At 35.9% G+C, this 22348-nt stretch carries 22 protein-coding genes and 1 other RNA gene; 2 read left to right on the forward strand and 21 right to left on the reverse strand.

Annotated elements, in window-relative coordinates:
• Positions 1 to 53 precede the first annotated feature (53 nt).
• The 4 genes from ACNQGG_RS14845 to ACNQGG_RS14860 form a co-directional block, all read right to left on the reverse strand.
• A complete protein-coding gene (locus ACNQGG_RS14845; protein WP_417965238.1) occupies positions 54 to 1253 on the reverse strand; it encodes an acetate/propionate family kinase in 1200 nt (399 codons plus the stop codon).
• Between the two features lie 144 nt (positions 1254 to 1397).
• A complete protein-coding gene (pta, locus tag ACNQGG_RS14850) occupies positions 1398 to 3491 on the reverse strand; it encodes a phosphate acetyltransferase (protein ID WP_417965240.1) in 2094 nt (697 codons plus the stop codon).
• Between the two features lie 77 nt (positions 3492 to 3568).
• The gene (corA, locus tag ACNQGG_RS14855; RefSeq protein ID WP_417965242.1) at positions 3569 to 4639 is read right to left on the reverse strand and encodes a magnesium/cobalt transporter CorA; all 1071 of its coding nucleotides are present in this window, start codon (positions 4637 to 4639) and stop codon (positions 3569 to 3571) included.
• A gap of 247 nt (positions 4640 to 4886) precedes the next feature.
• Complete coding sequence (locus ACNQGG_RS14860) at positions 4887 to 6089, reverse strand: NAD(P)-dependent oxidoreductase (protein WP_417965244.1); 1203 nt, start codon at positions 6087 to 6089, stop codon at positions 4887 to 4889.
• A 239-nt stretch (positions 6090 to 6328) separates the two neighbouring features.
• Between ACNQGG_RS14860 and ACNQGG_RS14865 the strand changes: the two genes are divergently transcribed.
• Positions 6329 to 7546 carry a serine hydrolase domain-containing protein gene (locus ACNQGG_RS14865; protein ID WP_417965246.1) on the forward strand — a complete coding sequence of 406 codons (1218 nt, stop codon included), beginning with the start codon at positions 6329 to 6331 and terminating at the stop codon, positions 7544 to 7546.
• Positions 7547 to 7621: 75 nt separating this feature from the next.
• Positions 7622 to 8018: a transfer-messenger RNA gene (ssrA, locus tag ACNQGG_RS14870) on the forward strand.
• Here the strand turns inward: ssrA and ACNQGG_RS14875 are convergent.
• The 17 genes from ACNQGG_RS14875 to ACNQGG_RS14955 all read right to left on the reverse strand — a co-directional run bounded on the left by ACNQGG_RS14875 (position 7973) and on the right by ACNQGG_RS14955 (position 22328).
• Positions 7973 to 9529: a recombinase family protein gene (locus ACNQGG_RS14875; protein ID WP_417965248.1), complete on the reverse strand. Its 1557-nt coding sequence runs from the start codon at positions 9527 to 9529 to the stop codon at positions 7973 to 7975. The two genes, ssrA and ACNQGG_RS14875, sit on opposite strands and share 46 nt — an antisense overlap.
• A complete protein-coding gene (locus ACNQGG_RS14880) occupies positions 9480 to 9668 on the reverse strand; it encodes a hypothetical protein (RefSeq protein ID WP_417965250.1) in 189 nt (62 codons plus the stop codon). The genes ACNQGG_RS14875 and ACNQGG_RS14880 overlap by 50 nt, the downstream gene beginning before the upstream one ends.
• 65 nt (positions 9669 to 9733) lie before the next feature.
• Positions 9734 to 10027 carry a hypothetical protein gene (locus tag ACNQGG_RS14885; protein WP_417965252.1) on the reverse strand — a complete coding sequence of 98 codons (294 nt, stop codon included), beginning with the start codon at positions 10025 to 10027 and terminating at the stop codon, positions 9734 to 9736.
• Between the two features lie 6 nt (positions 10028 to 10033).
• Positions 10034 to 10837, reverse strand: coding sequence for a hypothetical protein (locus ACNQGG_RS14890; RefSeq protein ID WP_417965253.1), 804 nt, complete (start codon positions 10835 to 10837; stop codon positions 10034 to 10036).
• 26 nt (positions 10838 to 10863) lie between these two features.
• A complete protein-coding gene (gene traN / locus ACNQGG_RS14895) occupies positions 10864 to 11709 on the reverse strand; it encodes a conjugative transposon protein TraN (RefSeq protein ID WP_417965255.1) in 846 nt (281 codons plus the stop codon).
• 18 nt (positions 11710 to 11727) lie between these two features.
• Complete coding sequence (gene traM / locus ACNQGG_RS14900) at positions 11728 to 13038, reverse strand: conjugative transposon protein TraM (RefSeq protein WP_417965257.1); 1311 nt, start codon at positions 13036 to 13038, stop codon at positions 11728 to 11730.
• Between the two features lie 4 nt (positions 13039 to 13042).
• Positions 13043 to 13540, reverse strand: coding sequence for a hypothetical protein (locus tag ACNQGG_RS14905; RefSeq protein WP_417965259.1), 498 nt, complete (start codon positions 13538 to 13540; stop codon positions 13043 to 13045).
• 14 nt (positions 13541 to 13554) lie between these two features.
• Entirely contained in the window at positions 13555 to 14175 is a 621-nt protein-coding gene (gene traK, locus ACNQGG_RS14910) for a conjugative transposon protein TraK (RefSeq protein ID WP_417965260.1), read from the reverse strand.
• Positions 14176 to 14194: 19 nt separating this feature from the next.
• Complete coding sequence (gene traJ, locus ACNQGG_RS14915; protein WP_417965262.1) at positions 14195 to 15391, reverse strand: conjugative transposon protein TraJ; 1197 nt, start codon at positions 15389 to 15391, stop codon at positions 14195 to 14197.
• 12 nt (positions 15392 to 15403) lie between these two features.
• Positions 15404 to 16039 (reverse strand): TerB family tellurite resistance protein, encoded by a 636-nt coding sequence (locus ACNQGG_RS14920; RefSeq protein WP_417965264.1) that lies wholly within the window; start codon positions 16037 to 16039, stop codon positions 15404 to 15406.
• Entirely contained in the window at positions 16036 to 16665 is a 630-nt protein-coding gene (locus ACNQGG_RS14925) for a hypothetical protein (protein WP_417965266.1), read from the reverse strand. Before ACNQGG_RS14925 ends, ACNQGG_RS14920 begins: the two co-directional genes overlap by 4 nt.
• 13 nt (positions 16666 to 16678) lie before the next feature.
• Positions 16679 to 17371 (reverse strand): conjugal transfer protein TraI, encoded by a 693-nt coding sequence (locus ACNQGG_RS14930; protein ID WP_417965268.1) that lies wholly within the window; start codon positions 17369 to 17371, stop codon positions 16679 to 16681.
• A gap of 58 nt (positions 17372 to 17429) precedes the next feature.
• Positions 17430 to 19898 carry a TraG family conjugative transposon ATPase gene (locus ACNQGG_RS14935; RefSeq protein WP_417965270.1) on the reverse strand — a complete coding sequence of 823 codons (2469 nt, stop codon included), beginning with the start codon at positions 19896 to 19898 and terminating at the stop codon, positions 17430 to 17432.
• A 38-nt stretch (positions 19899 to 19936) separates the two neighbouring features.
• Positions 19937 to 20254, reverse strand: coding sequence for a DUF4133 domain-containing protein (locus tag ACNQGG_RS14940; protein WP_417965272.1), 318 nt, complete (start codon positions 20252 to 20254; stop codon positions 19937 to 19939).
• A 262-nt stretch (positions 20255 to 20516) separates the two neighbouring features.
• Positions 20517 to 20855 (reverse strand): DUF4134 domain-containing protein, encoded by a 339-nt coding sequence (locus ACNQGG_RS14945; RefSeq protein ID WP_417965274.1) that lies wholly within the window; start codon positions 20853 to 20855, stop codon positions 20517 to 20519.
• A gap of 132 nt (positions 20856 to 20987) precedes the next feature.
• Positions 20988 to 21461: a hypothetical protein gene (locus ACNQGG_RS14950; RefSeq protein ID WP_417965276.1), complete on the reverse strand. Its 474-nt coding sequence runs from the start codon at positions 21459 to 21461 to the stop codon at positions 20988 to 20990.
• Positions 21462 to 21776: 315 nt separating this feature from the next.
• Positions 21777 to 22328, reverse strand: coding sequence for a hypothetical protein (locus ACNQGG_RS14955; protein WP_417965278.1), 552 nt, complete (start codon positions 22326 to 22328; stop codon positions 21777 to 21779).
• Positions 22329 to 22348 lie beyond the last annotated feature (20 nt).

Raw genomic sequence — 22348 nt, forward strand, 5'->3', positions numbered from 1 at the left:
AAAGTATAAAAAAAGCTTCCCTATTGAGAAGCTTTTTTAGAAAAGGACGTTTTTTAATTGGTCAGTAATTCAAATACCTGATTTGCAATTTCAATTTCTTCATTGGTTGGAATAACCAATATTTTAGTTTTGGAATCAGGTGTATTAATTTCTCGGATTTCCTTCGAACGGATTTCATTTTTAGAATCCTCTAATTCAATTCCGAAATAGCCCATATCCGTACAAACTAATTTTCGAATATAAGAGGAATTCTCTCCGATTCCTGCTGTAAAAACAATTGCATCGAGTCCGTTTAAAACTGCTGTATACGAACCAATATATTTTTTAATCCGATAGGCATTCATAGCTAATGCCAACTGGCAATCAACATTTCCTTTCTCCGCATTCGCTTCAATATCTCTCAAATCGCTATAGCCGGTAAGTCCCAACATTCCGCTTTGTTTCTGCAACATCGTATTCACCGCTTCAAGCGAATACCCTAACGAATTAACCAGATAAAAAATTACGGATTGATCCACATCACCGCTTCGGGTTCCCATAATCAAACCATTCATTGGACCAAAACCTAATGTATGATCAATACTTTTCCCATCTTTTATAGCGGTCATACTACATCCATTTCCTAAATGTATCGTAATCATTTTCGAGCCTTTATTTATAGAATTTTCTTTCAAATAATGAATCGCATTTTCCGAAACGTATTTATGACTCGTTCCATGAAAACCGTATACGCGTATTTTATTTTGTGTCAAAAGGTAATTTGGCAACGCATATTTGTGCGCCACCACGGGAATCGTTTGATGAAAAGCAGTATCAAAAACAGCCACTTGTTTTGCCGAATTGAAAATTTCCTCAGCCACATTTATCCCTTCTAAATTCGCTGGATTGTGTAAAGGAGCTAGATCAAAAAGCTGCCTGATTTTATCTTTTACTTCGCTGGTAATAATTACAGTATTCGAAAAAGCACTTCCGCCATGTACCACGCGATGCCCGACAGCTTCAATCTCATCCGTACTTTTAATTACCCCCACTTTTTCATCCATCAGTAATTTGGCAATTTTTTCCAAACCAATTTTATGGTTCGCAATTGGCAACGTTTCTTCTAATTTAGTGTTATCGGTTATATAGGTGAGATTTGAAGTTTCCAATCCTATTCTGTCAATCATCCCCGAACAAATGACTTCATTAGCTGGCATAATAATTAATTGGTATTTTATGGATGAACTTCCCGAGTTTATAATTACTATTTTCATTATTTATTATTTTTCCTCTCCACGACCCTCTGTAAAGGAGAGGGAGACTAGGTAGATATAAGTTGTATATATTTTTTCTGTTTTTTTAAATTTTTTCAAATTTTTAAACCGTTAACCAATTAAACGATTAACCCTTTAAATTTTTTATAATCCTTGTGCTTGAATAGCTGTAATCACGACTGTATTTATAATATCATCTACCGTGCAACCACGGCTTAAGTCATTTACAGGCTTGTTCAACCCTTGCAACATGGGACCAATTGCCAATGCGCCAGTTTCCCTTTGCACCGCTTTATACGTATTATTCCCTGTATTTAAATCCGGAAAAATCAAAACGCTGGCTTGTCCTGCCACTTCCGAATTTGGCATTTTGCTTTTCCCGACAGCCATATCAACTGCTGCGTCATATTGAATGGGCCCTTCAATTTTTAAGTCGGGACGTTTCTTTCTCACAATTTCTGTGGCTGTTCTCACTTTATCTACTTCATCCCCTTTTCCAGAAGAACCGGACGAATAGGAAAGCATCGCAATTTTTGGTTCAATTCCAAAAGCTAAACTGGAATCAGCGGATGAAATGGCTATTTCTGCCAGTTGCTCTGCGGTAGGATTTGGATTGATGGCACAATCCCCAAAAACAGAAACCCTATCTTCCAGACACATGAAAAATATTGAGGAAACCACCGATGAGTTTGGTTTTGTTTTAATGAATTGCAAAGCCGGTAAAATAGTCTGTTGGGTAGTGTGTGCTGCGCCGGAAACCATTCCGTCAGCATGACCTTTATACACCATCATAGTTCCAAAATAAGAAACATCTTCCATTAAATCTTTAGCCATACCCAGTGTTACGTTTTTTGCCTTTCGCAGCTCATAATAGGTATTTACATAGTCCTCATAATTTTCGGATTCTATTGGATTAATAATTTTAATTTTAGAAAAATCAAAATCTAACCCCAATTCCGAAACTTTGCTTTCTATTTGTTTTTTGTTTCCAATAATTGAAATATCAACCACATCCATCGCTAATAAGCGTGAAGCTGCAATAATAATTCTTTCATCATTTCCTTCGGGTAAAACAATGTGTTTTCTATGTTTTCTGGCTCTTTTTACCAAATTATATTGAAACATTTTTGGCGTCATTCCTTCCGCTTCAAAAGTAATCAGCTTTTCAGCCAAATTATCTAAGTCAACGTATTTTTCGAAAGTATGTATCGAAGTTTCAATCTTTTGTTTGTTGTTGGCATAAATTTTAGATTTAATGGAACCTATTTTATTGGTAATGTAATACGTCCCTTCCTCTACTGCAAAAATGGGAACAACTGGAGAAAGTCCTTCAATTAATTTTAGAATACTCTGTTCAGGCAATATATTTCCCGTAAGCAGTATTCCTGAAATTGTTGGATAATTAACGGATTCATTCGCCTGAAGCGCACCAAGAATAATATCAGCTCTATCTCCTGGAGTTATCACCAGACTATTTTCTTTCAAATGCAATAAATAATTACAAAGCTGCATCGCTCCCACACTAAAATTCCCCGTTTGATTGTTTAAATAAGCGGCGCCAAATAAAACTTTAGCATCTAATTTATTTACAATTTCCTGAATTGTGGGATTATTCAAATTAGAAATTAAAGGAATTGAATTCACCAATATACTTTCTGGTAGACTTTTTTTCAAACCAGTAGTTACTAATTCAATATTTTCTGGTTGCACTTTATTGGCGATTACAGCCAAAACTTCCACATCTTTTACTTTGAATGAATCGTACGCAAGATAAAGGCTATCAATCAATTCTTCTAATGTTTTCCCTACACCAGAGCCCACAATAATGGTTGGAATCCCTAGATTTTTGGCAATCAAAACATTCATATCCAATTCTATAACAGTTCCTTCTCCCGTAAAACTGGTTCCTTCAACCAAAACAAAATCGAAACGTTCTTCTAATTTCTTATATTTTTCAATAATTAAATCGAGAACCTCCCCAATTTTTCCTTTATTCTTCTTTTTGATTAATTTACTTTTTGTAATGGCAAAAGCATCTTCGAATTGAATATCTAATCCAAAATGACCAATCACCGTTTCAATGTGATTGTCAAATCCACCTTCTTCAAAATCTTCGACAATTGGTCTAAAATAACCTACTTTGGCAGTCTTGCCAATAAGCATGCTCATTAACCCTAAAGTTATAATAGACTTACCACTATTTTGTTCGCTTGTTGCAATGTATATGGCTTTATTCATCTTTTTGTCTTTATATTTAATCCAATATCAATTGAATGTACTTTTTGTTATCCGCTGGAGAAGACTCGCTTTTATTTTTAAAACCAACGACGCTTTCTAAAATAAATAATCATTCCAATTACTATTAAAAACATAGCTCCCATAACGCTATGATAGCCATATTGACGTTTAAGTTCCGGCATATTTTCAAAATTCATTCCGTAAACACCTACTATAAATGTTAGTGGAATAAATATAGCTGAAACTATGGTCAGCGTTTTCATTATCTCATTCATCTTATGCGTTTGTGCCGAAAAAAAGAAATTAGAAGCACTTTCCAATGAACCCATATCAGATTCAATTTGTTCTAAGAGCTCTAAACTCTTTTGATGCAATCGTGTAAAAAAACTAAAGTTTTCCATTTCCATTGCATTAAAGACATTGTCATCTTTTATACTTTTTATATCATACAAAGAATCCCGTAGCGGAATAATGGATCGTTTGAGAAAATTAAAATTATCGCGATGCTTTTCAATTCTTTCCAAAATTATTGGATCGGCACTATTTTTAGAAAGATTAATCAGTTCTTCCACTTTATCTTCTTCATTCTCTATGGTTATATAGAAATTTTGCATAACGGAGTCAAGCAATATATACAGAAGGTAATCGGCTTTTTTTGTTCTTACAATTCCCGAATGTGTTCGAATACGTTCCCGAATATGAGTAAAAAAATCACTTCGCTTTTCCTGAAAAGAAATCAAGATTCCATCTTTTATCAGAAAACTAATTTGTTCTACGCTGATGTTATCTGTATCTCCGGCTGGCAATAATGACTTTATATTAAAAAACAGAACATCTGACGACTCCTCTAATTTAGTTCTCCTTGTCGTATTCAAAATATCAGCAAGCATAAAATTATCGATTTTAAAGTAGTTTCCAATAGACTTTACCAATTCGATATTATTTAAACCGTGTAAATTCAACCAATTGGTTTTTTGCGGATTGATATATTTATCTAAGTCTGAAACCTTAAAATCTTCGTATTCAACCAAATCAAAATTGTCAAAAACAAACAATTGCATCTCGGACTCTTGAGTTTTATGAACTCCTGTATATTCAAGGTTATAGGGCTGAAGTTTCCTGCCTTTCTTGTATTTAATTTTTCTCATTCCAACTCATTTATATAGTAATATTACGAAAAACTTTTACAAAAATATTGGTTCTCCTTACTTTTGATATTTCTAAAATAAAACTCTCTTTTTTATTTATTATTTTGAAAAAACAAAGATAAGTCGAAATAATCATCCGTTTTATGAGATAAATCATGTTTCAATTACAAAATTTCACAAAAAAACCGAGTAGATAAACATTGCAATGCCTCTTTACTCGGTTTATTAATTTCAAAAATTATATTCTTTATTTACCATCAACATAATCCTGTAAATAGCTGAATCTTGGGGTCAATTTTCCATTTTCAGTAATTTTAGCTCTTTGTAAAATCCCGTCTTTGTCTTCGTTGAAAAATGCAGGAATTACATGTTCCATAAACATTTCACCAAAACCTTCACTGGCATCCTTTGGCAATTCGCAAGGTAAATTATCCACTGCCATAACTACAATTGCTGCAGGGTGAAAAACATCTACTTCTTTATTTTCATTTGGCCAATACCCATATAAAGGCTCCGCAATTGTTGATGATCTTAACGTACAAGCTATTGGACCATTGACATCACAAGAAATATCCGCAACAACTTTTATTTTGCAATCTTTCGACTGTAGCATTTCACTTGTAAGAATTACCGGAGCTTCATTGGCATGAAAATGTCCCGTAATATAGATATCTGAGACTTTAGTAAATCGTTCAAAATCGGATACATAATCTTGCGGATTTTCATAAAAATCGGTAAAATCTAATATTTTTCCGTCTTTACGTTTGTTGTATTCCAATACATCAACTTGAGTATAAACGGGCTGTGCATAATTCTTTGTCAAGTAATTTACGACGGAAACTTCCTTAACTTTCATTGCATCCAAAACTTCTTTTGCACCATTACCCACTTTTCCTGCACCAGTAATTACAAATTTCAAAGGTGGCAATACCAATCGCTTTAAATTAGCGATTAGTGCCTCTTTACCGGAAAGTGTATCTGCTTTTGGCAATTTGAACAATTCGAATTTTATTCCAAAAGCACGAATACTATTGTAAACACCAACAATTCCCGCATATTTTCCAAAACCAATTAACCTGCGATTATTAGCATCTACGATAGTTTCATGATCATATAAAACAATATTTTTTTCTAAAATTGCTTGCAGCAGTTTTCTGTTGTAAGGTTGTTTTTTTATGGTATGAGAAAAAAAGAAATACACTTTATTAGGAATTAGGTCTTCAACAGGAACTTCTTTTACTCCAAATAAAACATCACAATCACTGATGTCATTAGTAACTTCGATTCCTAAATTTTTATATTGTTCATCTGTAAAAATTCGAATATCGGAGCTTTCTACTTTTATAGATACGCCTTGATACATTTGTTTTATTCTCGCTAATTCATTTGGAGAAAAAACGACTCTTCTATCTGGTGGGTTTTTTCTTTCTTTTATGATTCCGAATCTCATTTTCTACGTTTTTATATTGATTTAATATAACTTATTTATATTTATTTGTTACAAATATAACATTTTTAAATAAATTGACTTTCTTTTTAAAATAAATTTACAAGTCTAAAACCAATTAAAAGCTGATGTCCAAAATGATACAAAACAGCAATTATAAAACGTTGATAAAATAGTGTTAAGGTTTCGGAAAAAAGAGGAATCAAAAGGGATTGATTCTATATATTTGTCGTTCTAGTACTATGAAAATGATATTTATAAAAAAAGCAAATATACTACAATTACTCGTCCTGATAATAGTTTTGAGTTCCTGTACCAAAGAGAAAAAGAAAATAGCATTAAGTGACGCTCAACTCCCAAAGAGTACATTGCCTAAAATGAAACCTTTAACGAATGAAAGGCCTAAACTAACTGCGGAATACATCGATTCTAAAAAAAGATCCATTGAGTCTTTTTATAATAGAACTTGGCCCAATCACAGCGCTAACGGAAGTTTTCTAGTAGCTCAAAATGGACAAATCATTTATGAAAATTATGAAGGCTACGCAAATTTTAGAGAGAAAAGATTAATAACAAGTACAACTCCGCTTCATTTGGCCTCTGTGAGTAAAGTATTAACTGCAACTGCCGTACTGAAGTTAATAAATGCCAAAAGAATAGATTTAGACCAAAAGGTTAATACTATTCTAAAAGAATTCCCTTTTCCGGAAGTTACTATAAAAACACTGCTAAACCATAGAAGTGGCATGCGTAATTATGCTTATTTTACGGATCGGGATAAAACTGTTTGGGACAGACACAACAGGTTAACCAATCAAGATATATTAACCATTATGGCAACTAAAAATATTGGATTAGAATCTAAAACTGATACAAGATTTAGCTACTGCAATACTAACTATGCCATGTTGGCATTGATAATTGAAAAAACAACTAAACTTTCCTATAAAGAAGCGATGAAACAAATTATTTTCAAGCCACTGGGTATGAAAAACACTTTTGTTTTTGATTATGAAAAAGATAAAGATAGCATAGCTCCTTCTTATAAGGGAAATGGTGTTGAGATCGGCAAAGATTATTTGGATGCTGTTTACGGTGACAAAAATATTTATTCTACCCCTAGGGATTTACTAAAGTTTGACAGAGCAAGAAACTCTACTGCTTTTTTAAATTCAAAGTTGTTTCAAAAGGTTTTTATAGGATACAGCAATGAGCGTAAAGGAGAAAAAAATTATGGTCTTGGCATTCGTATGATCAATTGGGAAACCGGACAAAATTTCTATTTTCATAACGGTTGGTGGCATGGTAATACGTCATCTTATGTCACTTTGCCAAAAGAGAAGGTTACAATAATTGCTTTATCGAATAAGTTTACAACAAAAACGTACAAAGTCAGAAAATTAGCTATGCTATTTGGCGATTATCCATTTCATCTTGACAAAGGTGAAAAAGAGGAATGATTTTTGTTATAGAGTTAAAAGTTTTACAATAGTAATTCAGGTTTTAAATTGTATCTTTGCAAACTCAAAATAGAAGGGGTCGACTGGTTTTGACAGCAAGTCGAATTGAAAAGTAAGCACGTCGAGAACTGGGACAATTCTCGTTAATAAAAGGTTTCAAAACACATACACGGCGAAGGAAACTACGCTCTTGCTGCATAATCTGAATCATAGTAAGATTAGCCTCGTTCCTATCAGATAGGAAAGCAGGATTTACCTCGAAAGCTTTGGTTTATAGCGGTCGATAAAGGTGAATCGTAAATTTAAACCTAGATTTCCATGAGCTTCGGGTGGATTTCGAAATTAAGAAGATAAGTCTTGCGCGACTGTTTCTGGTCAAACGCAAGATCGAAAATCTAATCAGGAAATAAACGCGTAGAAAGCCTTTTAGTTGCTTGTTTGGACCCGGGTTCGATTCCCGGCGACTCCACTCGACGGGATGATTGAAAAATCATCCCGTTTTTTTTCATAAATAAGATACCCTTTATCCCTCATTAATAGCTGATTATGAGAAAATATACTCGGCATTGTGGGTGTTCGATACACCCCCTTTTCATAGTATAAGTTCGTGTCGAACACCATACTTATAAATTCTCTTTTTTGAAGAGTTGTTGATCTCGAATAAACATCAGGTATGTCGGTAAGAAAATCCATATTTTTCTGCAAAATTTTATATACGTCCCCTACATTACTAGTCAGGCGTTGAATCGCTCCTTTTAGATTTAAAGAAGAGTAATTATAGGTAGCGTACCATCTGTCGTATGTTTCTCTTGAAATCTCGTTACTGATCCACTTTTCTTCAAGTGTGTATAACTTTGCTTCTGTATCTACTAATTCTTCTTTTTTAAGTATCAACTTTTCTCGATTACTTTTAATTTCTTTTTCTACTGATAAAGTACAGCCATTCTTAATGTCCTTTAGCATTTTATCTGAAATGCTCATCAATTTCAAAGCACCTAATAATTGAGTATGCGCTTTAAGTGCACTTATATTATTATGTTTGGGACATCTACATTTATAATAATAGAAATATTTTCCCGATTTACCGCGAGAAGGAGCACCAGTTAAAATATTACCACAATGGCATTTTAATATTCCTCTTAAAGGAATCCGGTCATCTAATACCGTTTTCACTTTTTCAGGCTTTTTCATTTTACTCTGTACCATTTGCCACGTTGCAATATCAATTATTGGCTCATGTATCCCCGGAAAAAGCCCTCCTGGGTGTTCTTTAAAAGCCGTAACATGTAATAGCCCTGCATAAGTAGGGTTTACAAGTATTCTTTCAATTGCGCTATTACCACTCCTGTTAAAACCTAATTCTCTTGCTTTCTCTTTAATCATATAGAGCGGAGTATCTCTTAAATAGATATCAAAGATGAATTTTACGATTTTTGCTTCTTTCTCTTCCACTACCAGACCACGTTCTTTTCTTTCACCCTCCTTACGATATCCAAATGGTGGTGAATTATGAACAAATCTCCCTTCTTTAGCTCGTGCGGTATATAGTCCGCCTCTAATTTTAACACTTCGATTTATATTGTCCTCTTCTGCAAGAAGTAATTGCAAACCAGCTCTAAAGAAACTTCCTGGAGTATCGTAATCAAAAGTAATTCCCTCGGTCACACTTACAACTTGTATTCCATATTTCGTTTGTAGTGTTTTTACCATGCTCATTGCTTCACCCGCGTTTCTACTGAATCTATCCAACTGATCCACTAAAAGATAATCTACATTTTTAAAATGAATAGAAATAAATTCTTGAAGCTTGATAAAATCAGGACGGTCAAATGTTTTAGCACTCTTACCCCTATCAATAAAAGTATCCACCAGCTCAATGTTATTTGTTTTTATCCATTGATCAGTATAAAGCTCTTGCCTTTCAATGGAGCCATTACTCTGTCCCAATTGACTGTATCTCAGATATCGTATCGCTCTTTTCATAATATTCTTTTAAGGTCATTGACACTATTATTTCAATGAATAAATTTACAATTTTTTGCTCCTTTTCCTGTTCTATAAGCACAAAATTTTCAGAAATTAATTCATCGACATCCTTGCATTTTTCTTTTCCATTTTTCATAATTTCAAGATTTTAAAATAAAAAAAGCCCGATAACGGGCTTTTACTAATTATAAATAGATATAATTAACTTCCTTTATCAAGAAAATAAATTTTACTCCCCTGATTTCTCTTACGAGTTGGCTCGTACTTAATATAGCCGTACTCGTTTAATTCTCGCATACATTTATAATACGTTTTAGGTGAAGAAATCTTGGCAATATCCATAATCTCATACCTGAAAGCTTGTATTGGATTAATAAAACCCTTATCCGCTCTAAACTGCAATAGCGCAACATAAATCCCAATATGCGTAATGCTAATTCGGTAATCATTTTCTATTGCTTTGAAGAAATCGGATAAGGGTTTTAATATTTCCATTAGAATCTACATTGAATTAGACTGCTTTTTTTTTCTCTTTTTTGCTTCCTGTGGGACTGCAGGCCCATCGTCATCATTACCCTGGCTTTGTCTTTTACTGTCCTGTTTCATTGACTTACTTTCTCCCTCAGACTGCTTCTCCTCTTTAGACTGACGGTTGTCAATACGCTTCATAGCACCATCATATGCATTAATGGTTTTGAATTGAGGATTCGCTTCAATATAGTGCTTGACCTCATTGCCCTCTTTTAAGAAAGTGGCCGATTGTAAGTTTCCTTTTTTCATGGAATCCATCAGATCTTCTTTAAATTTGGCATTTTCCAGTTCCTTGATTGGATGTTTGGACAATACAGCTTCCAGATCGTAACCGTAATTCTGATGGTACTGGTTTAATTTGAAGTTTCCGTTAGTATCGGCTTGTTTAAAATCCATCTGCACCCAGGCATTGTATACTTCTCCTTCTTTATTGGTCAAATCCTTATTCACTGCTCTTCCCTCCATAAGGTTATAGGCTTCCTTCATGGTAATATTACTCCCCTTATTGATATAAAAAGTCTGCTCCAATGATTCTTTAGAATTATCTTTTTGTAAATCCACTTTATAGGAATTAAAGAAATACATATCACTTTCTTTTGACTTCTTGAAATTTAATGTAGCGGCAGCAGTATCGTTACCATACTGAGCATTATGATTCAAAGTGAAATTTGGTTCCTCTTTTTGCATTTTGACTTTCAATTCATTTTCCAGTCCTTCACCGAAACCGGTGTACTTAATCTGGTCTTTTAAGTATTCAAAATTTTTCTCGTTCATGACTATTTAATTTAAATGATTAATAACTATAGTTGGTTCAAAACAGTAACCTTTACAAGCTTTTTGTTCTTCACATGCAATTCCACATGTCTTCCACCATTCTTTTCCATTAGCTGTATGGATAAGTGTTTTTTCTCAGGAATCGTAAATTTTGGCACCGCAAACACAAATGTATTTTCTGATTCCCCGTCAATTGTAGCTACATTATTAAGAATATAGATTGGCGTAATTTCGATTTCCTGTGAAGCGGTTCTTTTTACTTTTTTATTGTCTCTAATAAAAAAACGGAGCTGATCCACATCATAATTTATTTTAGAGTTGTTTGAGACCAATATTCTGTAATACATCACATTATTTTGGATAAAAATTCCATTTAAGTGAAATTTGATGGCATACTTGTTTTCTTTTTCACCCCGTATATTTTTCTTATTATAGAAAGCTAACTTGGAATATTGCTGTAGCTCCTGCTCGTTATTGCTTTCAGATGAAAAGTAAATTTCCTGCCCTTCCTCTTTTGTCTTATTCATGGAGAGATTCAATTGTGGTGATTGCTCATCATAATTTAGAACATAAGAATACAGTTTGCCATCAGCAGTAACCACCGTAAGATTGGTTTGAATAAACCCTCGTTGTGCGGCCTTAATCTGCAATATATTTACAAGTCCTTTAGCTTTCTGAACGAGTACATCCTGACTGCCCCGATCTACACTTTTAATGGCATACGGGAATACAATATTTGTAGTTTTTGAATACCCAATCACCAAAGAATCTGGCTCAATCTCCGACAAACTGTTTTTACTTATTTGCTGTGCAGATAAACCGATGGTAAAGAGTAATACATACGCCATAACCAATACATTGAAGTTTTTCATAGTTAATAATTTTTAGTTTTAATTAGAACCATTTTGTTTTTGCTTTTCATCGCGAAGCAGTACCTGATAGCCGGCCTTTACAACCACTTTAATAAGCTTCACTTTCTTACTGAGCAAGCTTTTAGCCGCCTCAATTCCTACTCCTGCTGCTTGTGCTCCCCATGAATCATCAAGAGACGTTACACCGAGAGTCTGCATAGAACGGTCAGCAGATTCTTTAGCTACATCTCGGTTAATGGCTCCTGGTATATAAATTCCATTGAGTCCGTCCATATCGTAAACCGAAAGGTCAACTGGGAATAAGGAGTTATCATAGCGCAGGCTATTTATCTTGATAATGAGCCGTTCCCCTTTTAAGGAAGCCGTTCCAAACAAGAAATTATCCTTTGGAATCTTAACCCCATTAATAAAAATAGCATTGGCAAGCCTCATTTTTACTGTCGAACCATTTACAATAGTCTGCGTTTCATGGATAACTGCTGCTGTTGCATTTTGATTATGGTCTGTAATTGTAGGCTCATTTAAGGAATAAAATCCATTACCTTTCGATTGCCCATCAGATACAGCATGATTTGTTGGGGCAATTTGCAGGGAAGAAATATTATCTTCTTTTGTTTTAGTAGTGATGGCAAACACCTGACCTCGCTGCGCTTCGGAAACCTTTCTCAGTTTTTCCTGTACCCTGTCGGGATGCTGAATATCCAGTATGCTTTCGAGCATCCCGCTAAGCTGCTTTAATTCAGGATCCTGCACATCAGTCCGAACATTCATAGACTGCATCATCTCTTCCAACTTGTTAACATCCTCTGAATGTACCTCGTTAGTACTTCCCTTGGCATAGTTACTAAAATCGGGGCTTTGTGTTCGAGATGTAATTGGCTTATTGATAGCTCTTTGAAGTGCTTCCAACTTTTCATGAACTTTTTCTTCATTTGGATCACGATACATAGCCGAGTTTAAGCCACTACTTCCTTTTCTAGAACTGCTTCGATTATTAGAAGTACTAGTAGCAATTTCTGTTGAATCTTCCTGAAAAGAGGGACTGAGATAGTTTGGATCCTTTTTTATTAGTTCCTCTAGTTTAGTAGAGTCAAGTGCTGCTTGTTCATAGTAATTCATTTTATCCAACGCAGTACCTTCCTTCAGGTTCGCATCCGGAAGCTTTATATTAAATCCTTCTTTTTCAACGAACGACGCATTAGCAGCATCCATTTTTCCTCCGCCCAATGCCCAAAACATAATGGTGACAAATGGTAGTACCAATAGCGGCATTACCAGAAGTATCTTGCGCTGTCTAAGCATTTTCAATGATTTCATTTTTTGTTCCATGATATTAATTTTTAAATTGTGAGTGATACTGATTTTCTACTATTGTAATACTGTCCAGTAATCCAGGACGGCATTGCCTGATGCTATCCTGTGTTTTTTTCCCAGTAGGGCTGCGACCCAAACTATCCATGTACCTGCGAAAGCGAATGATTCTATCATATTCGATTTTACTTACAGAAGCAGTAATCTTAACCATTTTACCCGCGGGTTCTTTAGCATTTGCCGGTTTTGTAATCGGTAAAATGGTTATAGTGCTGGTTGTGGTCTGCGAAAAACTGTCCACTATCACGTAAATACTGCAGCCACTCGTAAATACTATAAAACAGATCAGGATCACAATCCAACTTTTACGTGATAAATGTGCCGTTTTAAGTTTCAGCCAATTGGCGAACTTGTATTGCAAGCGAAGATTAGCTTCATCAAATTTTTGCAATAGATTTACTTTTAAACGATCCGTTTTAGCGCGCTCTTTTTTATTGTTTCTTTTAAATGTAAATAGCATATCAGTAGGGTTAATTATTTACGGTTTTCAGTACTCAAATCCCGATTCTCGATCGTATTCCATCGCTCGACTAAAAAGCCATGCGGATTATTGTCACTGCGGGAAACATTCCGAAGATTTCCTTCTGTTATCAGGCTGCGGTATGCAATACTGGTAGTTCTGATAATATTTTGAGTGGCATAACATCGGAAATGGTATGGATATTTATTGATGTCAACTGAAACACTATCCACCTTTATGGTTTGACTGATATTTCCTGAAATTATACCCGAATAATACCCGTTCTCTTTCAAGTCATCATAAATTCGTTTTGCGCTGTCGTCGGCGAGGTAAAGTGCCTTAGTAACATTACTTCTTATCACTTTATCATCGGGATCAAGAGTAAAGAATAATTTGTGAAAAGTCATCACATGATCCCTTGCCTCAACCGGTATATTGTCTTTTCTGTCCGAAGCATACGCTTCTAATGCTTTACCATTAGCCAGTATATAGACCTTATCTTGCATTTGCGATACCAGACTGAAACTCTTGTAAAGAGCAAAACAGCTTATGATGATAGTTCCTCCAACCACCAACATTGTGAAGCCGCGAACATGCCGAAAGGCGGTGTCAATATTTTTCATTTTGCCAAACATAATGTGTTTTTTTTAGCCGTTAAGAATTGCCTTTTAATTTATCACCCATATAACTATCCTTGTCTTTGAAATAAGGAGCTGAACTACCTGATCCAGACATACTTTGAGACATGCGCCCTGCAGCATTGCCCATAGCATCCACGACCATCCCTGCACCGGCAGATGCCGTATTAACAGCCGAAGTGGTAGAATTGCTGAAGATACTAGTCACTTTTTGGCCTAAAGCGCCACCACCACCTGCATGTACTATGTAGTTAGCGACTGAGGGAACAGTAAAATACCCTACGATTCCAATAATCATGAACACCAGATAGGCCATATCGGTTTTACTAAAAAAAGTATCCCCATAATCATTGGCCTGTGCTATGTCAAGTTGAAGCATCTTTTCTTGTATTTTTCCGATGATACTGCCAAAAATATTGGCAACCGGAAGCCATAGGTAAATATTGATGTAGCGTGCCAACCACACCGTCAGTGTATGTTGAAAACCATCGAAAACTGATATACCGAAAACCAACGGTCCCAAAATAGAAAGCACTACAAGCTGGAAAGTCCGAAGGGTATCAATACAAAGTGCGGCCGCTTCAAAAAGAACCATCAACACTTCACTCATCCATTCCTTAACTGAATTACGAAAATTGTAGGAAGCCTTGGACATGGCAAACTTTACATCATTTCCTATTCCTTCAAAGATGCCCTCTTTTGAAGGATCGGCATCATCATGCGTGTACTTATACCATTCGTCCCGGTTGCCGCTTCCATCTGTACCAACATACATCTTCCATGGATCTGTCTCCTTAATCGCTTCTTCCTTTTGTTGAAGCAATAGTACAATAGCTTTATTTGAACCTTCTACCATCGAGGCAGTTGCCGTAACAGTGGGTTTCATAACACCATTAATCATATCCAGTACCAATGGGAAATTAATAATGCAGAATCCAATCACAAAGGGACGAAAAAGCGGATAAAAATCGATTGGTTCAGCGCTGGCAATATGCCTCCAAACTCTGGAGGCGGTATACCAGATAGCGCCAAATCCTGCGATTCCCTGCCCAACTCCCAATAGGTTGTTGCATAAAGGCATCATCTCGTCGTATAATTGATCCAGCACGACATGCAAACTGTTCATATCACTCGCCAAACCCTGTGCTCGGCTCACAATAGGCAATACCATCCCCGCGGTTGCAAATAATGCAGCCTTGCTCCTCTTTATCATGTCGTTCCGTATTTAGTTATTTACTTTGTAGATGCTGCGCATTGCATTTACATCATTGCGTTCCTTTGCTCTTTGGATTGCCAATACTGACGTATTATTATTAAAGCTTCGTAGAAACAAGAGCTTATCCTGCATATCAGCATAAACCTTGTCAATAGCTGCGAGTCTTTCATCATCAGACATTCGCAGTTTATTAGCCGAAATCACCGAGGTCAACTCATCCAGATTTCTTAGGCTTTGCTTAAACAGTTTAGCATAAACATTTTCGAGATAAGTAATTTCCTCCGCATTGAAATTGCCACTGTTTCTGAAACGGGTAAATGCGGTCTTGTATTCTTTTACCAAAAGCATCTGATAATGGACAATATCGCCAACTCTCTTGTAATTTCTTACCGTAGGACTTACCTTCATCAGCGCGTCAAGGAATATTTCATGAAGGCTAAAATTTCCTTGTGATAAATCTTTAACAGTGTTGTAGCCTCCATTAAGAATTTCATATCCCTTTTTCATATCTTTCAGAATCTGCTTGAACTGTGCTAGCTTTTCGACATTCAACAGCAACTGCTGCATTTCCTGTGATTGCGCAGAAACTTTATGCGGGAATACCATTCCCATCAGGATAATTCCTAAAATCAGTAGCCTTTTCATGGTAAATTGTTATTAAAGCCCTGCAACGCACGGCTGGTTTTAACATCCGTAGCCTCCTTCCCTCTTGATAAGGATATCAGTCTGGTTTGATTGCTAAAATCCTCGCAAAAAGTATAACTCTCCAGCATATTTTGATACAGCACATCAATTCGCTTCATTCGCTCGTCATCTTTCATTTCAAGATTTCCCTCTGTTACTATTACAATCAATTCCTCTAAAGTACTTTCACAATTTTCAATTAAGCGTTCCAATACTCTTTTTATATAAGCTATTTCGTCGCCGTGAAATAAATCGTTTTGCCGGACTTGTCTTATTGTCCGGCTATAATTTTGCAAAATCTTTACTTCAAGTGATATAATCTCACCCACTCTGGTATAGCTTTTTATTTTTGGATTAATCTTTTTTAGTGAATTGAAATAATCCTCATGAAGATTAAATTCACCTCGTTTAAAATCACCTATTGTATTGAGTCCTTTTTGAGCGATGGAATATCCTTTTTGAGCATAGCCGATATACACCTTAAGGGCAGCAACCTGCTGTATCAACATTTTTCTTTGCTTTGCCTGTGCGTAACTATTTCCATTTAAAAATCCTGCAAAGAGTAGCAATAGCACTATTTTTTTCATGACTTTAGGGTTTTTAATTGGGAATTCCGTAAAATTTCTTTACTGCATTCACATCTTTTTTCGTTTTTGCTCTCTGAAGGCTTAATAGTATGTTCTGCCTGTTGAACAGCGAAAGGTCATTATAGTTGGAGTCAATCTTGTCCGCTGCGGCATTGATGATTTCAAGCCTTTTGGCATCGCTCATCTGCGTGGTAAAAGAGTCCAATACTAAAAAGATTTGGTCAATATTTTTCATACTTTCATTCAGTATACCTGAGTATACTTTTTGCATATAGTCTAATTCGTCCGCATTAAAATGACCGTCTTGCTGGAATAGGCTCCAAGCCCTTTCGTAATCCTTCACAAGCCGAACTTGCTTTTGGGTGATATCCCTGATGCGCTGGTAATAGGTAATAATGGATTTGACCTTCATCAGTTCATCATAGTAATTTTTATACAAGTCTTTTTGCTTCTGGGTCCATTCCGATATCTCATCCAGTTTTAATTTGGAGAGGGTATTTTCTAATTTTTTCTGGGCATTCTGCAACCATATTGTTTTGTTTTGTAGCCTTTGGATCCGAAGGTCAATTGCCAATATAACTTTCTTTACGGCTTCCTTAATCAATCCAATTATTGGAAAAGCCGCAACAGTTGCTGCCGGTCTTGCAGGAGTACTTATAAGCAATAGGCATAGCAAGCCGACCATGATTTTTTTCTTTGCTTTCATAATTGTTTATTTTAGTTTGTATTACTAATGTATCGGGCGTGTTATTTAATTTTTGTCCTCAAGCTTGCGCACGCAAATCATTTGCCAGTGCCGCTATCCCTTTTTTGATGTCACCATCAAATTTTTTGGCGTAAGCCTGTACTTTTACTTTTTCTGTTTCTTCTGTAGTGTAGGCCAAATATTCTTCGAGGGATACTTCTGTACGATACACTTTAGACAACATTCCTCCCAAGGAGATAAATACTTCCTTATATTTTTTATCGGGGTCATTGGCCTTATTGACCGACAAAACCAATGCTTTTTCCTTTTCCGTAAGTCCCAGCAATTCCTGAATTTGGTCGAATTTATTTTGGTATTTACTCTGATCCAGCAATATTTTACAATCGCTGTTATTGATGATAGCTCGCTTAACCACAGGAGATGAAATAATATCCTCCACTTCTTGTGTGACCACTATTGCCTCTCCAAAAAACTTTCTCACTGTCTTAAATAAATACTTTATATATTCTGCCATACCTTCCTTAGCAATAGCTTTCCAAGCTTCCTCTATTAATATCATTTTCCGGACCCCTTTGAGCTTACGCATCTTACTGATGAAGACCTCCATAATGATGATCGTCACGACAGGAAAAAGTATCGGGTGATCCTTGATATTATCCAACTCAAATACAATAAACCGCTCTTTCAATAATTCAAGATTATCTGTGGCATTAAGCAGGTAGTCAAATTCTCCTCCTTTATAATAGGGTCGCAATACATACATGAAATTATTGATATCAAAATCCTTTTCCTTTACCTTATCCCCTTCCAGCACCCTGACAAAATCACCTTTCAGGAAATCGTAAAAACTGTCAAAACAAGGAAACAGTTCTTTGTTTGCTTCGAGCTTTTCATAATACAACTGTAATGCATTGGATAATGCAACATATTCGCTTCGGTTGAATGTTTCATTGTCTTTTTTCCAAAGCGCCAGCAGTAAGGTTTTTATGCTTTCCTTTTTCTCTGTATCCAAGCTGTCCCCTTCGCTGATATAGAAGGGGTTAAACCGAATAGGATTCTTTTCATCATAGGTAAAATAATAACCGCCCACCATATCACAGAGTCCTTTGTAACTATGTCCAACATCAACGAGTACAATATGAGTCCCTTGTTCATAGTAGCTTCTCACCATATGGTTGGTAAAAAAGGATTTACCGCTTCCGGAAGGCCCGAGGATAAACTTGTTCCGATTGGTACATATTCCCATTTTTATAGGCTCATCGCTGATATCAACATGCACCGGCTTACCAGTCAGGCGGTCTCCCAGACGTATTCCAATGGGGCTTAGTGACGAACGGTATCCCGTTTCCATATTCAGGAAGCAAACCGCTTGTTCTGCAAACGTATCAAAAGTGTCATTCATGGGAAAGTCTGCGGCATTTCCGGGAATACCTGCCCAATAAATTTGGGCTGCTCCAACGGTTTCCTGCTTGGCAGCTGCATCCATTTGTGCCAGTGCTGAAGAAACCTTGTTTTTTATATTTTTCAGTTCATCTTTATCTTCTGTCCACGCCAATACATTAAAATGAGCCTTTACTGGTAAGCGCTGCTGGCTAATCGCTTCGTTCAGGAAATCATTGGTAGCATCACGCGCAATTAGATTCGCCCTGCTATAAGCAGATAGTGATTGCAATCGTAATCTTTTACTTTCTAGCTTCTGTAACATTTTTTGGGCATCCTCTATGAAAATGTACTGGTTATAAATATGACTGCAGGAAAGCAACTGTCCTAAGGTAGATGCGAAGCCTATACTGAATTTGGTCTTATCAGTCGAGTACCTGTCATAGTTGATTCTGGAACCGCAAAGAGCAGGAAGGTCAGCTGCATCACCCAGCGTATAAATTTGACAATGTTTATCTCCAACCTGCAAGCCGTCGTTGAAAGCGATATCTTTAAAAATAAAAGAGTCTTCTTTTTCAGAAAGCGAGCAGTAACGCTCTATAATACCCATTTTTCTACTATGACTTCTGAGTTCGTCATTACCCAGACGGGTTAATTTCACAAAACCACTGTCTTCCAATATTCGTCTGAATTGCCCGGTACTATCTATAAATTCCTGACGCAGTTGTTCATTTAATGCTTCTTCGGGAACTATTGAACTCCTAAGTAAATTAGAGAACAAGGAACTGGATGTTTTTCTGCCTGCTGGTTTTTTGGTCAGTAAAATATAACAGGAATGATCCAAAAAAGGACGCTCGTTAAAAAAACGCTCGCTACTTCGTGTAAGGAAACTAGTGTCCTCATTAGTGAAATCAGCTTCAAATTTGCTATCAATAAACCAGTCTTGTTTATGGAATACACTGAACTTTGGGAGCAATTTTATAGCTTTAAGCCACGCTTGGTGAAATGCTTCGTATTCCTGATCCGACAAGGTAAATATCTCAGGAAGTTCTACCTTGAACACCACAGTCACATCACCTTGTTTGGATAGGATGCAGTCGTGTTCCACATCCATAATCGGTAAAATATCATCTATCATCTTTTCCATCTTCCTTTATTTACATATTTATAATTTTTGGCCAAATGCTATTTTTCCATTTTGAAAATTTTCCTGCTCTGCGTTCTAATGGCTTTAGGTATTTGTCTTTTGGCTAAAGCTTTCATCATGCCATGTTCTCCGTATTTATGGCTCATTTTATAAGCTTTCATGACCAATAATGCTCCTGAAGTACCTATGATACCAATGCAGGCAAGTGATGGCAGACCAATGATATACATAAAAGAAAAAAGAAATAATAGAACTATAACACCCCCTCCTAAATACCATATATACTGCGCTTTAAGCCCCTTGAATTCAATACTCTGATTAATACCTTTGTTGATTTGATACACACTGTTTGCCATGGTTAGTGTTTTTAAGAGTTGATACTTTTAAAGATGATAGAAGAAGGGGGCAATAATTCAAGTGATTTCTTCTTATGACTGAATCCAAACTTTCCCTGAATTGAGAATACATTTCCGAAAACTCACTATCAAACGGGGAACAATCGGAAAGGATTAAAATATTTAATAAAGGGTTTATTGCGATATTGGAATCGATACTCTTTCTCAAAAGGAATTCTAAATATTTTATTATTTAGTCGAGATAATACTATGTCGAATACCGTTAAATTCCGAAGAAGGATTGAATTACAGTTGCCACAACAACAAGAAAAACGCAACTTCCAAACCAGGCTGCTGCCACTTTTCCAGTATCAGGGTCTCCTGCATTCCACTTTTGATATACCTTGACAGCACCTATCAAGCCCAAAAGAGCACCTATTGCATACATCAGTTCGGTACCGGCATCAAAATAGCTTCGCACCTGCGCATTAGCCTCGTTAATTCCGGCAAGACCGTCTTGGGCATAAGCTTGATAATTAACTGCCAGCACAATAAGAGCAGTAGTGACAATTCCTTTTTTTTGTTGAGTAAATTTTCTAAAATTCGAGAGACACTTTTTCATAACACATTATTTTAAAAATTCAAATAATTAGATAAAAAAGCGGAGGTTTAGCCGCTGTCTCAATACCTCTTTCCTGTCACATAAAACCATACCGCATGAGACGGACAGGGGCATTTCCTCCGCAATGTTGTATTAGTTTTTTTTATTCCATAACCCTTCCGCTTCTTGTTGGGTTAAATGGATAGAGTCAAGTTTGTCACATTCAGAGACAATAAGTTCGCTGACTGAAGAGCGAAACGGAGAATTTTTTACAGATGGATATTCAGTAAGAACCAATCCGATATAATCGATAAATTCCTGTTGGACCAGTTTTCTTTGAGCCGCATCTGCGACAACATTTTTCAATCTTTCTACCAGATGATCTACATCCTTAAAAGTTTGGTCGGATTCTGTTAAATAAGAGGGAGAGGGAGTATTATCAGGAGATTCCTGATAAGCTAATTCAGATGGTATTTGCGGATAACTTTGAAATTGAAACTTCCGTTTTCCTGATACAATATCTTTAATATCTGCAAAGTAAAATCGCAACCCAACAAATAAATACCAACTTACTCCTAGCAGGACAACTACAACTATATAATTGCCCCATGAAATGTTTGTAAACATACGCTCATCATTTTTATCGTTCTACATTAGTTTTTCCAACACGGATAATTGAAAAGTATTCCAAATCCGGGATGTTCATCATTACAGGGCAAAGAAACGATGGACTGCAAAGCTCCACAAGTCCAACTTTTTGTTGTACCCGAGTTGTTCCCTTTGTAACCCCAGAAAAACCAATGGAAAAAGAGAAAAAAAAAAATATAAAAAATAAAAAAACCTCCAAAAAGGAGGCTTGATAAACAGTATAATTAAAAAAATATAAACCGAAACAGAAAAATTATAGTAGGTAGTTCGAGCATATAAAAATAAGTGTGCTCCTTATTGAAGGATCAATAAATCAACATCTGACTTGCTCATAATCCGCCATCCGTTTTCCATTAGTAAAAAATGGGCTTTATGTTGCTTTATTCTTGACGAACCTTTTCTTAATAAAGATCCAAAAACAGTATTATTTCGCACTGTACTATATTCAACAATTGCCATTTTACCGGAATTCAAAATCATGATCTCCTTAATGGCGCCAAATCCCTCAACCGCAATCTTTACTTTTTGAATGTTACTTTTTTTATCATCTTCAGAAGTGGGTAAGAAATAAGGATTAGCTGCATCTGTAAAGTGTATCAAAGGCTCTCCAATATCCTTTAGCTTTTGGGTGCGTTGCACAGTTACCATTCCTTTCTCTTCCAATCCCGACTTCAGCACCTTTCGGGCATGTTCCGGATCACTGCGATAAATATCATAATCTAAAACCCGAGGATAGTGATATTCTTTCTTAATGAGTTCGATAGCTGTTTTCTCGTCTAAAGTCTTGTTAGTACAACTAGTTATAGTAATGATTACAACCGTTAAAATGTAAGATAGTTTTTTCATATTTGTTATATTTTAAATGT

It is taken from the genome of Flavobacterium esculini, from assembly GCF_048284325.1.
GTDB lineage: Bacteria > Bacteroidota > Bacteroidia > Flavobacteriales > Flavobacteriaceae > Flavobacterium.

Excerpts from the sequence above, each read along its gene's own strand:
- ACNQGG_RS14845 (WP_417965238.1), bottom strand. The coding sequence starts at position 1,253 with ATGAAAATAGTAATTATAAACTCGGGAAGTTCATCCATAAAATACCAA.
- pta (WP_417965240.1), bottom strand. The coding sequence starts at position 3,491 with ATGAATAAAGCCATATACATTGCAACAAGCGAACAAAATAGTGGTAAG.
- corA (WP_417965242.1), bottom strand. The coding sequence starts at position 4,639 with ATGAGAAAAATTAAATACAAGAAAGGCAGGAAACTTCAGCCCTATAAC.
- ACNQGG_RS14860 (WP_417965244.1), bottom strand. The coding sequence starts at position 6,089 with ATGAGATTCGGAATCATAAAAGAAAGAAAAAACCCACCAGATAGAAGA.
- ACNQGG_RS14865 (WP_417965246.1), top strand. The coding sequence starts at position 6,329 with ATGAAAATGATATTTATAAAAAAAGCAAATATACTACAATTACTCGTC.
- ACNQGG_RS14875 (WP_417965248.1), bottom strand. The coding sequence starts at position 9,529 with ATGAAAAGAGCGATACGATATCTGAGATACAGTCAATTGGGACAGAGT.
- ACNQGG_RS14880 (WP_417965250.1), bottom strand. The coding sequence starts at position 9,668 with ATGAAAAATGGAAAAGAAAAATGCAAGGATGTCGATGAATTAATTTCT.
- ACNQGG_RS14885 (WP_417965252.1), bottom strand. The coding sequence starts at position 10,027 with ATGGAAATATTAAAACCCTTATCCGATTTCTTCAAAGCAATAGAAAAT.
- ACNQGG_RS14890 (WP_417965253.1), bottom strand. The coding sequence starts at position 10,837 with ATGAACGAGAAAAATTTTGAATACTTAAAAGACCAGATTAAGTACACC.
- traN (WP_417965255.1), bottom strand. The coding sequence starts at position 11,709 with ATGAAAAACTTCAATGTATTGGTTATGGCGTATGTATTACTCTTTACC.
- traM (WP_417965257.1), bottom strand. The coding sequence starts at position 13,038 with ATGGAACAAAAAATGAAATCATTGAAAATGCTTAGACAGCGCAAGATA.
- ACNQGG_RS14905 (WP_417965259.1), bottom strand. The coding sequence starts at position 13,540 with ATGCTATTTACATTTAAAAGAAACAATAAAAAAGAGCGCGCTAAAACG.
- traK (WP_417965260.1), bottom strand. The coding sequence starts at position 14,175 with ATGTTTGGCAAAATGAAAAATATTGACACCGCCTTTCGGCATGTTCGC.
- traJ (WP_417965262.1), bottom strand. The coding sequence starts at position 15,391 with ATGATAAAGAGGAGCAAGGCTGCATTATTTGCAACCGCGGGGATGGTA.
- ACNQGG_RS14920 (WP_417965264.1), bottom strand. The coding sequence starts at position 16,039 with ATGAAAAGGCTACTGATTTTAGGAATTATCCTGATGGGAATGGTATTC.
- ACNQGG_RS14925 (WP_417965266.1), bottom strand. The coding sequence starts at position 16,665 with ATGAAAAAAATAGTGCTATTGCTACTCTTTGCAGGATTTTTAAATGGA.
- ACNQGG_RS14930 (WP_417965268.1), bottom strand. The coding sequence starts at position 17,371 with ATGAAAGCAAAGAAAAAAATCATGGTCGGCTTGCTATGCCTATTGCTT.
- ACNQGG_RS14935 (WP_417965270.1), bottom strand. The coding sequence starts at position 19,898 with ATGGAAAAGATGATAGATGATATTTTACCGATTATGGATGTGGAACAC.
- ACNQGG_RS14940 (WP_417965272.1), bottom strand. The coding sequence starts at position 20,254 with ATGGCAAACAGTGTGTATCAAATCAACAAAGGTATTAATCAGAGTATT.
- ACNQGG_RS14945 (WP_417965274.1), bottom strand. The coding sequence starts at position 20,855 with ATGAAAAAGTGTCTCTCGAATTTTAGAAAATTTACTCAACAAAAAAAA.
- ACNQGG_RS14950 (WP_417965276.1), bottom strand. The coding sequence starts at position 21,461 with ATGTTTACAAACATTTCATGGGGCAATTATATAGTTGTAGTTGTCCTG.
- ACNQGG_RS14955 (WP_417965278.1), bottom strand. The coding sequence starts at position 22,328 with ATGAAAAAACTATCTTACATTTTAACGGTTGTAATCATTACTATAACT.